This is a genomic window from Streptomyces sp. NPDC046876, assembly GCF_040645035.1.
Classification (GTDB): domain Bacteria; phylum Actinomycetota; class Actinomycetes; order Streptomycetales; family Streptomycetaceae; genus Streptomyces.
Map to the genome: position 1 here is coordinate 308,760 of NZ_JBEYXK010000001.1, position 13,375 is coordinate 322,134.

The 13,375-nt window shown below is 71.7% G+C and carries 10 protein-coding genes; all 10 read left to right on the plus strand.

The annotated features are described in order from the left end of the window. Positions 1-786: 786 nt before the first annotated feature. The 10 genes from uvrC (at position 787) to ABZ924_RS01475 (ending at position 13,215) form a co-directional block, all read left to right on the plus strand. Complete coding sequence (gene uvrC / locus ABZ924_RS01430; RefSeq protein ID WP_361902166.1) at positions 787-2,820, plus strand: excinuclease ABC subunit UvrC; 2,034 nt, start codon at positions 787-789, stop codon at positions 2,818-2,820. Continuing rightward, positions 2,817-3,764 (plus strand): RNase adapter RapZ, encoded by a 948-nt coding sequence (rapZ, locus tag ABZ924_RS01435; RefSeq protein WP_361902169.1) that lies wholly within the window; start codon positions 2,817-2,819, stop codon positions 3,762-3,764. The genes uvrC and rapZ overlap by 4 nt, the downstream gene beginning before the upstream one ends. Continuing rightward, positions 3,761-4,831, plus strand: a complete 1,071-nt coding sequence (yvcK, locus tag ABZ924_RS01440; RefSeq protein WP_361902172.1) for a uridine diphosphate-N-acetylglucosamine-binding protein YvcK — start codon at positions 3,761-3,763, stop codon at positions 4,829-4,831. Before rapZ ends, yvcK begins: the two co-directional genes overlap by 4 nt. Next, positions 4,822-5,811 (plus strand): DNA-binding protein WhiA, encoded by a 990-nt coding sequence (gene whiA / locus ABZ924_RS01445; RefSeq protein WP_361902175.1) that lies wholly within the window; start codon positions 4,822-4,824, stop codon positions 5,809-5,811. Before yvcK ends, whiA begins: the two co-directional genes overlap by 10 nt. Before the next feature lie 201 nt (positions 5,812-6,012). Beyond that, positions 6,013-8,973: a M14 family zinc carboxypeptidase gene (locus tag ABZ924_RS01450; RefSeq protein ID WP_361902178.1), complete on the plus strand. Its 2,961-nt coding sequence runs from the start codon at positions 6,013-6,015 to the stop codon at positions 8,971-8,973. Positions 8,974-9,183: 210 nt separating this feature from the next. Next, positions 9,184-10,188 (plus strand): type I glyceraldehyde-3-phosphate dehydrogenase, encoded by a 1,005-nt coding sequence (gene gap / locus ABZ924_RS01455; RefSeq protein WP_361902181.1) that lies wholly within the window; start codon positions 9,184-9,186, stop codon positions 10,186-10,188. A 124-nt stretch (positions 10,189-10,312) separates the two neighbouring features. Continuing rightward, on the plus strand, positions 10,313-11,524 hold the full coding sequence (locus ABZ924_RS01460; RefSeq protein ID WP_361902184.1) for a phosphoglycerate kinase: 1,212 nt from the start codon (positions 10,313-10,315) through the stop codon (positions 11,522-11,524). A 6-nt stretch (positions 11,525-11,530) separates the two neighbouring features. After that, a complete protein-coding gene (tpiA, locus tag ABZ924_RS01465; protein WP_361902186.1) occupies positions 11,531-12,307 on the plus strand; it encodes a triose-phosphate isomerase in 777 nt (258 codons plus the stop codon). Positions 12,308-12,450: 143 nt separating this feature from the next. Continuing rightward, complete coding sequence (gene secG, locus ABZ924_RS01470) at positions 12,451-12,687, plus strand: preprotein translocase subunit SecG (RefSeq protein WP_361902189.1); 237 nt, start codon at positions 12,451-12,453, stop codon at positions 12,685-12,687. 192 nt (positions 12,688-12,879) lie between these two features. Continuing rightward, positions 12,880-13,215 carry an RNA polymerase-binding protein RbpA gene (locus ABZ924_RS01475; RefSeq protein WP_007263454.1) on the plus strand — a complete coding sequence of 112 codons (336 nt, stop codon included), beginning with the start codon at positions 12,880-12,882 and terminating at the stop codon, positions 13,213-13,215. The last annotated feature ends 160 nt before the right edge of the window (positions 13,216-13,375 follow it).

Sequence of the window (13,375 nt, forward strand, 5' to 3'; positions counted from 1 at the left end):
CTCGTGGTCCGGCCGTCTGCTGGCCGTGGGTGGCTGGTCGCGCAGTTCCCCGCGCCCCTGGGGTGGTCCCTGTGCTCCGCTGTCTGCGGGCTGTGGGTGGTTGTTCGCGCAGTTCCCCGCGCCCCTGGGGGGTGGCCCGTGCCCGGCTGCCTGCGGACCGTGCGTGGCTGATCGCGCAGTTCCTCGCGCCCCTAGGGTTCGCCCTCGTGGTCCGGTTGTCTGCGGGCTGTGGGGGGTTGCTCGCGCAGTTCCTCGCGCCCCTTGAGGGCGGCCCCGAAGGGGTGGCACTGCCGCAGTCAGCGGACCGCAGTAGCGCCCCAGGGGCGCGAGGAACTGCGCGATCAGCCACGCACGGTCCGCGGTGGGTGGACTGGCGGTGGACCCCTAGGGGCGCGGGGAACTGCGCGATCGGCCACGCACGGTCCGCGGTGGGTGGACTGGCGGTGGACCCTCAGGGGCGCGGGGAACTGCGCGATCGGCCACGCACGGTCCGCGGTGGGTGGACTGGCGGTGGGCCCTCAGGGGCGCGGGGAACTGCGCGATCGGCCACGCACGGTCCGCGGTGGGCGGACTGGCGGTGGGCCCTCAGGGGCGCGGGGAACTGCGCGATCAGCCACCCGCGGTCCGCGGTCGACGGACTTGGCGGTGGACCCCTCAGGGGGACTGCCCCGGGCAACCGCCCGGGGCGGTGGTCGGCGGGCCGGCGGACTCCGCGGGCGGTCGTGGCCGGGCGGGGCGCGGGCCGCGGGGGGTTTGTTGTCGGTCGGCGACAGTAGGGTGGGCGGCATGGCCGACCCTTCCAGCTACCGCCCCCAGCCGGGGCAGATCCCCGACTCCCCGGGGGTCTACCGCTTCCGCGACGAGCACCGCCGGGTGATCTACGTCGGGAAGGCCAAGAGCCTGCGCCAGCGCCTGGCCAACTACTTCCAGGACATCGCCGGCCTGCACCCCCGTACGGCCACCATGGTGACCACCGCGGCGTCCGTCGAGTGGACGGTGGTGTCCACCGAGGTCGAGGCGCTCCAGCTGGAGTACTCCTGGATCAAGGAGTACGACCCCCGGTTCAACGTGAAGTACCGGGACGACAAGAGCTACCCGTCCCTGGCCGTGACGCTGAACGAGGAGTACCCCCGGGTCCAGGTCATGCGCGGGCCCAAGAAGAAGGGCGTGCGGTACTTCGGGCCGTACGCGCACGCCTGGGCCATCCGGGAGACCGTGGACCTGATGCTGCGCGTGTTCCCGGTGCGGACCTGCTCCGCCGGGGTGTTCAAGCGGTCCGCGCAGATCGGTCGCCCCTGCCTGCTCGGCTACATCGGCAAGTGCTCCGCCCCCTGCGTCGGCCGCGTCACCCCCGAGGAGCACCGCGAACTCGCCGAGGACTTCTGCGACTTCATGGCCGGCCGGACGGGCGCGTACCTCTCCCGCCTCGAGCGGCAGATGCACGACGCCGCCGAGGAGATGGAGTACGAGAGGGCCGCCCGGCTGCGCGACGACATAGGGGCCCTGCGCCGCGCCATGGAGAAGAACGCGGTCGTGCTGGCCGACGCCACGGACGCGGACCTGATCGCCGTCGCCGAGGACGAGCTGGAAGCCGCGGTGCAGATCTTCCACGTCCGCGGCGGCCGGGTCCGCGGCCAGCGCGGCTGGGTCACCGACAAGGTGGAGGCCGTCGACACGGCCGGGCTCGTCGAGCACGCCCTCCAGCAGCTGTACGGGGAGGAGACCGGCGAGTCCGTGCCCAAGGAGGTGCTGGTCCCGGTGGTGCCGGAGGACGCGGCCACCCTCGGCCAGTGGCTCGCCGGGCGGCGCGGCTCCCAGGTGAGCCTGCGCGTACCGCAGCGCGGGGACAAGAAGGCGCTGATGGAGACCGTCCACCGCAACGCCCAGCAGTCCCTCGCCCTGCACAAGACCAAGCGGGCCGCCGACCTCACCACCCGCTCCCGGGCACTGGAGGAGATCGCCGAGGCCCTGGACCTCGACAGCGCGCCGCTGCGCATCGAGTGCTTCGACATCTCCCACCTCCAGGGCGAGGACGTCGTGGCCTCGATGGTCGTCTTCGAGGACGGGCTCGCACGCAAGAGCGAGTACCGGCGCTTCCAGATCAAGTCCTTCCAGGGCCAGGACGACGTCCGCTCCATGCACGAGGTGGTCTCCCGGCGCTTCCGCCGCTATCTGCAGGAGAAGCTGAAGACGGGGGAGTGGGAGCCCCAGGACGCCGAACGGGACGCTTCCGGTGAGGTCCCCGCCGAGGTCGCCGCCGACGACGGGCGGCCCAAGCGGTTCGCGTACCCGCCGCAGCTCGTCGTGGTCGACGGCGGGCAGCCGCAGGTGGCGGCCGCGCAGCGGGCCCTGCAGGAGCTCGGCATCGACGACGTGGCGGTGTGCGGCCTGGCCAAGCGCCTGGAGGAGGTCTGGCTGCCCGGCGAGGACGACCCGGTCGTGCTGCCCCGCACCAGCGAGGGCCTCTACCTGCTCCAGCGGGTCCGTGACGAGGCCCACCGGTTCGCCATCCAGTACCAGCGCAGCAAGCGCGGCAAGCGGCTCAAGGCCGGCCCGCTGGACGAGGTGCCCGGGCTCGGCGAGAGCCGCAAGCAGGCCCTGGTCAAACACTTCGGTTCGGTGAAGAAGCTGAGACAGGCGACAATCGACCAGATCTGCGAGGTCCCGGGCATAGGACGCAAGACGGCCGAGACGGTGGCCGCAGCCCTCGCCCAGGCGGTCCCCGCCGCTCCTGCCGTCAACACGGCGACAGGGGAGATCATTGAGGATGAGACCCCCGCACCCGCGGGGACGTCGTCCGAACGGGGGACCGCGCCATGACCGAGCACGAGACCGAGTACGACCGAGACGGAGCACAGGTGAGTACGGGCACGACACTGGAGCCCGGCGAGAGCGCCGAGGCCGCCATCCCCGAGCTGGTGATCATCTCCGGGATGTCCGGGGCCGGCCGCAGCACGGCGGCCAAGTGTCTGGAGGACCTCGGCTGGTTCGTCGTCGACAACCTCCCGCCCGCGCTGATCCCCACCATGGTGGAGCTCGGCGCCCGCTCGCAGGGCAACGTGGCCCGCATCGCCGTCGTCGTCGACGTCCGCGGCCGCCAGTTCTTCGACGCCCTGCGCGAGTCCCTCGCCGACCTCGAGCTGCGCGGCGTCACGCGGCGCATCGTGTTCCTGGAGTCCTCCGACGACGCGCTGGTCCGCCGCTTCGAGTCGGTGCGCCGCCCGCACCCCCTCCAGGGCGACGGCCGCATCGTCGACGGCATCGCCGCCGAGCGCGACCTGCTGCGCGAGCTGCGCGGCGACGCCGACCTGGTCATCGACACCTCCAGCCTGAACGTGCACGAGCTGCGCGCCAAGATGGACGCCCAGTTCGCGGGCGACGAGGAGCCTGAGCTGCGGGCCACCGTCATGTCCTTCGGCTACAAGTACGGCCTGCCCGTCGACGCCGACCTGGTCGTCGACTGCCGCTTCATCCCGAACCCGCACTGGGTCCCGGAGCTGCGCCCCTTCACCGGCCTGAACCCGGAGGTGTCGGGCTACGTCTTCAGCCAGCCCGGTGCCAAGGAGTTCCTGGACCGCTACACGGAGCTGCTCCAGCTCATCGCCGCCGGCTACCGCCGCGAGGGCAAGCGGTACGTGACCATCGCCGTCGGCTGCACCGGCGGCAAGCACCGCAGCGTCGCCATGTCCGAGAAGCTCGCCGCCCGCCTCGCCTCCGAAGGGGTCGAGACCGTCGTGGTCCACCGGGACATGGGGCGCGAGTGACCGGACGTACCCTGCGGCTGCGCCGCCTGCGCCGCCTCACCTCCGGGCGCGGTGCGGACGGCGCGGAACGCACCGGGCGGCGCCGTGGCGCCGCCCCCCAGGCGGCCGCGCCCAAGGTCGTCGCGCTCGGCGGCGGCATGGGCCTGTCGGCCTCCCTGGCCGCCCTGCGCCGGATCACCGGCGAGCTCACCGCCGTGGTCACCGTCGCCGACGATGGCGGCTCCAGCGGCCGGCTGCGCGAGGAGCTCGGCGTGCTCCCGCCCGGCGACCTGCGCAAGGCGCTGGCCGCGCTGTGCGGCGACGACGACTGGGGCCAGACCTGGGCCCGCGTCATCCAGCACCGCTTCCAGTCGGCGGGCGCCCTGCACGAGCACGCGGTGGGCAACCTGCTGATCGTGGCCCTGTGGGAGCAGCTCGGCGACCCCGTCCAGGCCTTGGACCTGGTCGGCAGGCTCCTCGGCGCGCAGGGCCGGGTGCTGCCGATGTCGGCGGTGCCACTGGAGCTCCAGGCGCTGGTGCGCGGCCACGACCCGGCGCGCCCGGCGGACGTGGACACCGTCCGGGGGCAGGCCACCGTGGCCACCACACCCGGCGAGGTGCTGTCCGTGCACGTCGTGCCGGGCGATCCGCCGGCGGTGCCGGAGGCGGTCGCCGCGGTCCTGGACGCCGACTGGGTGGTGCTCGGGCCCGGGTCCTGGTTCTCCTCGGTGATCCCGCACCTGCTGGTGCCGGAGCTGCTCGACGCGCTGATGGAGACCAAGGCCCGGCGGGTCCTGTCGTTGAACCTGGCCCCGCAGCCCGGCGAAACAGAGGGCTTCTCTCCGCAGCGTCATTTGGAGGTTTTGGCCCGACACGCCCCTAAACTCGCCCTGGACGTGGTGCTGGCCGACCAGGCCGCCGTGCCCGACCGCGAGTCCCTCGCCGATGCCGCCCAGCGCTTCGGTGCCGCGGTCGAGCTGGCGCCGGTGGCCAGGGAAGACGGCTCCCCCAAGCACGACCCGGAGCTGCTCGCCGCCGCGTACGACCGTATTTTTCGGATGCATGGAAGGATCGGCCCATGGCGATGACGCCAGCGGTGAAGGATGAGATCTCCCGGCTCCCCGTCACCCGGACCTGCTGCAGGAAGGCGGAGGTCTCGGCGATCCTTCGGTTCGCGGGCGGTCTGCACCTGGTGAGCGGCCGGATCGTCATCGAGGCGGAGCTGGACACCGGGATCGCGGCGCGGCGCCTGCGCAAGGACATCCTGGAGATTTTCGGACACTCCTCGGACCTGGTGGTCATGGCGCCCGGCGGGCTGCGCCGCGGCAGCCGCTACGTCGTCCGGGTCGTGGCCGGGGGCGACCAGCTGGCACGCCAGACGGGCCTCGTGGACGGCCGCGGCCGCCCCATCCGCGGTCTTCCCCCGCAGGTGGTCTCCGGGGCCACCTGTGACGCCGAGGCGGCCTGGCGCGGCGCCTTCCTGGCCCACGGTTCGCTCACCGAGCCGGGCCGGTCCTCCTCCCTGGAGGTCACCTGCCCCGGCCCGGAGGCGGCCCTGGCCCTGGTGGGCGCCGCCCGTCGGCTCTCCATCGCCGCCAAGGCGCGCGAGGTGCGCGGCGTGGACCGCGTCGTGGTCCGCGACGGCGATGCGATCGGCGCCCTGCTGACCCGGCTCGGCGCCCACGAGTCGGTGCTGGCGTGGGAGGAGCGGCGGATGCGGCGCGAGGTGCGCGCCACCGCCAACCGCCTGGCCAACTTCGACGACGCGAACCTGCGCCGCTCCGCCCGGGCCGCCGTGGCCGCGGGGGCCCGCGTCCAGCGCGCCCTGGAGATCCTCGGCGAGGAGGTGCCCGAGCACCTGGCCGCCGCGGGCCGGCTGCGCATGGAGCACAAGCAGGCCTCCCTGGAGGAGCTGGGCGCCCTGGCCGATCCGCCGCTGACCAAGGACGCGGTCGCCGGCCGGATCCGGCGCCTGCTGGCGATGGCCGACAAGCGGGCCCAGGACCTCGGGATCCCGGGCACGGAGTCGAACCTCAGCGAGGAGATGGCCGACAACATGGCCGGGTGACGGCCGGCACCGGCCGGCCGGCGCCACCGTACGCCGCACAGGGGGGCCCGCACAGCGCAGCACCGCGCCGTGTGCGGGCCTCCTCTCCTTTGCCGGCCTTCCGGCGACCGGTTCCCGGTACCGCCCCATTGACATGGGCACGCGGCGATCGTGAGCCTGTCGTGCGAACGCTTTCGTGGCAGTCGACGCCCAGGGGGGCACATGAGGCACCGCGCGAGACTGATCCTCGCCGCCACTGCACTGCTCATCGGAACCACTGCCGCCGCCTTTCCGGCGACGGCCCAGGCCCGCCCAGCGGAAGGCGCCGCATCCGGCGCCGACACCGACGAGGTACGGGTCTACGACGCGGAGATCACCAGGGAACAGGTCCCGCTCGTCCTCGCCGCCGGCCAGGACGCCCACGAACTCACCGAGCGCGCCCCGCAGAACGGCACCGCCAAGGTCGAGCTGATCCTCACCGGCGCCCAGGCGGACGGCCTCGCCGCCCGCGGCGTGAAGCTCGCCGAGCGCCAGGTCCGCCAAGGGGCCCGGGCCCAGGCGCCCGGCGACGGGGTCTTCCGCCCGTACAGCGGCAAGGGGGGCCTGCAGGAGGAGATCCTCAAGACCGCCCAGGACCACCCGGACCTGGCCAAGGTCGTCTCCATCGGCAAGACGGTCCAGGGCAAGGACATCCTCGCGCTGAAGGTCAGCAAGAACGCCCGCACCACCCGCGACGGCGGGAAGCCGGCCGTGCTCTACATGTCCAACCAGCACGCCCGCGAGTGGATCACCCCGGAGATGACCCGGCGGCTGATGCACCACACCCTGGACAACTACGGCAAGGACCAGCGGATCACCGGCCTGGTGGACTCCACCGAGCTGTGGTTCCTGCTGTCCGCCAACCCCGACGGCTACGACTACACGCACGCCGCGGACGGCAACCGCCTGTGGCGCAAGAACCTGCGCGACAACAACGGCGACGGGAAGATCACCACCGGCGACGGCGTCGACCTCAACCGCAACTTCGCCTACAAGTGGGGCTACGACAACGAGGGTTCCTCGCCGAACCAGTCGAGCGAGACCTACCGCGGCCCCGCGGCCTCCTCCGAGCCCGAGACCGTCGCCCTCGACCGGTTCGAGAAGCGCATCGGCTTCCGGTACGCCGTCAACTACCACTCCGCGGCGGAGCTGCTGCTCTACGGCGTGGGCTGGCAGGTGGCCACCCCCACCCCGGACGACGTCGCCTACAAGGCGCTCGCCGGCACCCCGGAGAACCCGGCCGTCCCCGGCTACCACCCGCAGGTCTCCTCCGAGCTGTACACCACCAACGGCGAGGCCGACGGCCACGCGTCCAACGTCAACGGCATCATGATGTTCACGCCGGAGATGACGACCTGCCAGACGGCCTCCGCGAGCGACCCGAACGACCGGTGGAAGCCCGAGGACTGCCGCTCCGGCTTCAACTTCCCGGACGACGAGAAGCTGATCCAGGCCGAGTTCGCAAAGAACGTGCCCTTCGCGCTCGCCGTCGGCGAGAGCGCCGCGCACCCGGACCGGCCGGCCTCCCCGGTGGGCCTGAAGGCCGCCGACTTCACGGTCGACCCCTTCACCACCTCCTACGCGGCCAAGGGCGAGGACCAGACCGTCTCCGTCACGGCCCGCAAGGCGCTGAAGGACAAGCGGCTCAGGTTCCGCATCAACGGCGGCCGCACCCACGACGACGGCCTCAAGCCCTGGAAGGGCGGCTCCGTCTACGGCGGCGACGACAACAACTGGTTCGACGAGTACCGCGCGAAGGTGGACGGCGCCCGCCCCGGCGACCGGGTCGAGGTCTGGTTCACCGGCCGCGACGGCGCCGGCAAGGAGGTCTCCAGCGAGCACTTCACGTACACGGTCGCCCAGCGGCCCCGCGCCGACGTCCTCGTGATCGCCGAGGAGGGCGCACAGGCCAAGCACGCGCAGGAGTACGTCGACGCCCTGCGCGCCAACGGCAAGTCGGCCGCCGTCTGGGACGTCGCCGTCCAGGGAGCCCCGCACCACCTCGGCGTGCTCTCCCACTTCCGTACGGCCGTCCACTCCACCGGAGCCGTCACCCCCGGCGGCCCCACCCAGCTCGCCCTGCGCGACTTCCTCAACGAGGGCGGCAAGCTGATCGAGGCCGGTGAGCTCGCCGGCGGCAACGCCCAGGTCGGGCCCGCCGTGACCGACGACTTCAGCCAGTACTGGCTCGGCGCCTACGCCCGCACCACCGCCCGCGGCGCCACCGGATTCACCGGCACCGGCGCCCTGGCGGGGGCCGGCGGCGCCCTGCGCGGCGCGGAGGGCAACCCGCTCGACGCCCCGGGCTCCTTCGCGCTGACGTCCGAGGCCCTGCCCCCGGCGCAGTTCCCGCAGTTCAAGAGCGCGCAGGGCGGTTCGTACGCCGGGGTCGTCAATCCGTACGCCCCCTACGCCGGCGCCGGCATGGCCGCGGCCCTGCACGCGGACGACGACTACAAGCGCCTGACCCGCACCCTCGACCTGACCAAGGTCACCGCAGCCGACCGGCCCCAGCTGAAGACGGCCCTCAACTGGAACACCGAGCAGGGCTACGACCACGCCGTCCTCGAGGCCCGCACCGCGGGCGGCGACGACTGGACCACCCTGCCCGACGCGGGCGGCCTGAGCAGCACGGCCGTCCCGGCGGAGTGCGAGGCCGGGTTCTTCGTGGGCGGCCATCCGTTCCTGCGCCACTACCTGACGGTCGGCAGCGGCAGCTGCTCCGCGCAGGGCACCAGCGGCACGTGGAACAGCTTCACCGGCTCCTCCGAGGGCTGGAAGCAGGTCTCCTTCGACCTGAGCGCGTACGCGGGCCGCACCGTCGAGGTCTCCCTGGCGTACGTCACGGACGGCGGCGCGGGCGGCCGCGGCGTCTTCGCGGACGAGGCGCGCCTGTCGGTCGGCGGAGCGGACCAGGCCGCCGAGGGCTTCGAGACCTCGCTGGGCGCCTGGACCGCGCAGCCCGCACCGGCCGGGAGCCCCGAGACGCCGGGTGACTGGGCCCGCTCCGGGGAGCTGTTCAAGTCCTACGCGTCGGTCACCACGCGTAACACGGTCCTGCTCGGCTTCGGCCTGGAACACCTGGCGACGGCGAAGGACCGCACCCTACTCGTCGGTAAGGCGCTGCGCGCGCTGAACCGCTGATCAGAGGCCCCGCAGCCGCTCACCCGGAGTGACGGGGACCGAGGTCGCGAACGGTCCCGCACCGGCCCCGCCGGTGCGGGGCCGGGGGTGTGTCCGGTCCGGACGATGTCACTCACGAGCTCACGGAGAGGTAGGGTCGTAAGCGGTCGGGGACATCCCATTTACAGCTCGCCGGCGCACAGACCGGCGCACCAACGAGGAGATCGGTTCGTGACGATCCGCGTAGGAATCAACGGTTTTGGCCGCATTGGCCGCAACTACTTCCGAGCTCTCCTGGAGCAGGGGGCGGACATCGAGGTCGTAGGTGTCAACGACCTGACGGACAACGCCACCCTGGTGCACCTGCTGAAGTACGACACCATCCTCGGCCGCCTCAAGCAGGAGGTCACGCACACCGAGGACACCATCACGGTCGGCGGCAACACCTTCAAGACCTTCGCCGAGCGTGACCCCGCCAACCTCCCCTGGGGTGAGCTGGGCGCCGACATCGTCATCGAGTCGACCGGCATCTTCACGAAGAAGGCCGACGCCGCCAAGCACATCGCGGCCGGCGCGAAGAAGGTCCTCATCTCGGCCCCGGCCAAGGACGAGGACATCACCATCGTGATGGGCGTCAACCAGGACAAGTACGACGCGGCCAACCACCACGTCATCTCCAACGCCTCCTGCACCACCAACTGCGTGGCGCCGATGGCCAAGGTCCTCGACGAGAACTTCGGCATCGTCAAGGGCATGATGACCACGGTCCACGCGTACACGAACGACCAGCGCATCCTGGACTTCCCGCACTCGGACCTGCGCCGCGCCCGCGCCGCCGCCGAGAACATCATCCCGACCTCGACCGGTGCCGCCAAGGCCACCGCCCTGGTTCTCCCGCAGCTCAAGGGCAAGCTGGACGGCATCGCCATGCGCGTCCCGGTCCCGACCGGCTCGGTCACCGACCTCGTCCTGGAGCTCGACCGCGAGGTCACCAAGGACGAGATCAACGCCGCCTTCCAGAAGGCCTCCGAGGGCCAGCTCAAGGGCATCCTCGACTACACCGAGGACGCGATCGTCTCCTCCGACATCGTGAACTGGCCGGCCTCCTGCACCTTCGACTCCTCCCTGACGATGGTCCAGGGCAAGCAGGTCAAGGTCGTCGGCTGGTACGACAACGAGTGGGGCTACTCCAACCGCCTCGTCGACCTCACGGTCTTCGTCGGCGGCCGGCTCTGATCAGCAGGGCAGACACCACGATGTGAAGCACAGGGTCCGGGCAGCGCGACGAGGCGCCGCACGGACCCTGTAGCTTTCCTGTCGTTCTTCGCCCCGACATGGGCGCCAAAGGAGTCAAAAACACATGAAGACGATCGACGAACTTCTCGCCGAGGGCGTCGCCGGCAAGCGGGTCTTCGTCCGCGCGGACCTCAACGTGCCGCTCGCCGACGGCAAGATCACCGATGACGGCCGCATCCGCGCCGTCCTGCCGACCATCGCGAAGCTCGCCGAGGCGGGCGCCCGCGTGGTCGTCGCCTCGCACCTGGGCCGCCCCAAGGGCGAGCCGGACCCGGCCTTCTCCCTCGCCCCCGCCGCCGCGCGGCTCGGCGAACTGCTGGGCGCCGAGGTCGCGTTCGCGGCGGACACCGTCGGCTCCTCCGCCAAGGAGACCGTCGCCGCCCTCGCCGACGGCCGGGTCGCCGTCCTGGAGAACCTCCGCTTCAACGCCGGCGAAACCTCCAAGGACGACGCCGAGCGCGGCGCCTTCGCCGACCGGCTCGCCGAGCTCGCCGACCTCTACGTCGGCGACGGCTTCGGCGCCGTCCACCGCAAGCACGCCTCGGTCTTCGACCTGCCCGCGCGCCTCCCGCACGTGGCCGGCTACCTGATCGCCACCGAGGTCGGCGTCCTGAAGCAGCTGACCGCCGAGGTCAAGCGGCCCTACGTCGTCGTCCTGGGCGGCGCCAAGGTCTCCGACAAGCTCGCCGTCATCGACGAGCTCCTCGGCAAGGCCGACCGCCTCCTGATCGGCGGCGGCATGGCCTACACCTTCCTCTACGCCAAGGGCTACGAGGTCGGCATCTCCCTGCTCCAGAAGGACCAGGTGGAGAAGGTCAAGGAGTACATGGCCCGGGCCGAGGCCGGCGGCGTCGAGCTGGTGCTCCCGGTCGACATCCTCGCCTCCGCGGACTTCCCCGACCTCAAGGGCAAGACCCCGGCCGAGTACACCACCGTCGACGCGGACAAGATCCCCGCCGACAAGGAGGGTCTCGACATCGGCCCGAAGACCCGTGAGCTGTACGCGTCGAAGATCGCGGACGCGGAGACCGTCTTCTGGAACGGACCCGTCGGCGTCTTCGAGCACCCCGACTACGCCGGCGGCACCCGCGCCGTCGCGCAGGCCCTCGTCGACTCCGACGCGTTCACCGTCGTCGGCGGCGGCGACAGCGCCGCCGCGGTCCGCACCCTGGGCTTCGACGAGAACGCCTTCGGCCACATTTCCACCGGTGGTGGCGCCAGCCTCGAATACCTCGAGGGCAAGACGCTCCCCGGCCTCGCCGCCCTGGAGGGCTGAACCCGCATGACCACCCGTACCCCGCTCATGGCGGGCAACTGGAAGATGAACCTCAACCACCTCGAGGCCATCGCGCACGTCCAGAAGCTCGCCTTCGCCCTCAACGACAAGGACTACGACGCGGTCGAGGTCGCGGTCCTGCCGCCCTTCACCGACCTGCGCTCCGTCCAGACCCTGGTCGACGGCGACAAGCTGAAGATCAAGTACGGCGCCCAGGACCTCTCGGCGCACGACTCCGGCGCGTACACCGGTGAGATCTCCGGCGCGATGCTGTCCAAGCTGAAGTGCACGTACGTGGCCGTCGGCCACAGCGAGCGCCGCCAGTACCACGGCGAGTCCGACGAGCAGTGCAACGCCAAGGTCAAGGCCGCCTACCGGCACGGGATCACCCCGATCCTCTGCGTCGGCGAGGGCCTGGACGTCCGCAAGGCCGGCGAGCAGGTCCCGCACACCCTCGCCCAGGTCGACGGCGGACTGAAGGACGTCCCGGCCGAGCAGGTCGAGTCCATCGTGATCGCGTACGAGCCCGTGTGGGCGATCGGCACCGGCGAGGTCGCCACCCCCGAGGACGCCCAGGAGGTCTGCGGGGCGATCCGCGGCCGCCTCGCCGAGCTGTACTCCCAGGAGCTGGCCGACAAGGTCCGCATCCAGTACGGCGGCTCGGTCAAGGCCGGCAACATCGCGGCGATCATGGCCCAGCCCGACGTCGACGGCGCCCTGATCGGCGGCGCGGCCCTCGACGCGGACGAGTTCGTCAAGATCGTCCGGTTCCGCGACCAGTAGAGCGCACGCTCGCGGCAGCGAGTATGCGGCGGAGCGGATCCGTCGTACCCTTGCGGGGGCCAGGGGCTGAACCATCAGCCGCTGGCCCCCGCGCCATCCAGCACAGCCGGAAAGCCAGAGAAGCCAGAAAGTAGGAATCAGCCGTGGTTATCGGGTTCTCGATCGCCCTGATCGTCTTCAGCGCCCTGCTGATGCTGCTCGTGCTGATGCACAAGGGCAAGGGCGGCGGCCTTTCGGACATGTTCGGCGGCGGCATGCAGTCGTCCGTCGGCGGCTCCTCGGTCGCGGAGCGGAACCTGGACCGCATCACCGTCGTGGTCGGTCTGCTGTGGTTCGCGTCCATCGTCGTGCTCGGCCTGCTGACCAAGTCCGGCAGCTGACCGTCCCCGCACACGGTTCTCGCCATTCGGGCCGTCCGGCCGGCCCGGCCCTGCCTATCATGAGGAACGGCGTCACAGCGTGGAGTGAGTAACTCCATTTGCTGGACGTGCGTTGGGCCTTACGTAGACTGGGGCGCCCGCGACGGAAATCCACTCACGCTTCGCGGCACCATCACGCAGGGAGTTACGACCGTGGCAAGTGGCAACGCGATCCGTGGTAGCCGGGTCGGAGCGGGGCCGATGGGCGAGGCCGAGCGCGGCGAGTCCGCGCCCCGCCTGCGCATCTCCTTCTGGTGCTCGAACGGGCACGAGACGCAGCCGAGCTTCGCCAGCGACGCGCAGGTCCCCGACACCTGGGACTGCCCGCGCTGCGGATTCCCGGCCGGCCAGGACCGGGACAACCCCCCTGCGCCGCCCCGCACCGAGCCGTACAAGACGCACCTGGCGTACGTGCGCGAGCGGCGCACCGACGCCGACGGCGAGGCGATCCTCGCCGAGGCGCTCGCCAAGCTTCGCGGCGAGATCTGACGCGGCGGAAGTGACCGGCCGTGTGACTGTGTGACAAGGGCCCGGCCCGCAGGAGTCTTCTCCCGCGGGCCGGGCCCCTTTGCGTACGGTGTGGCCCTTCCCATCCCTTAAGTTGGTGATCGGCGGGGCACGACAGGACGGAAGAAACGGGTTGATGTCC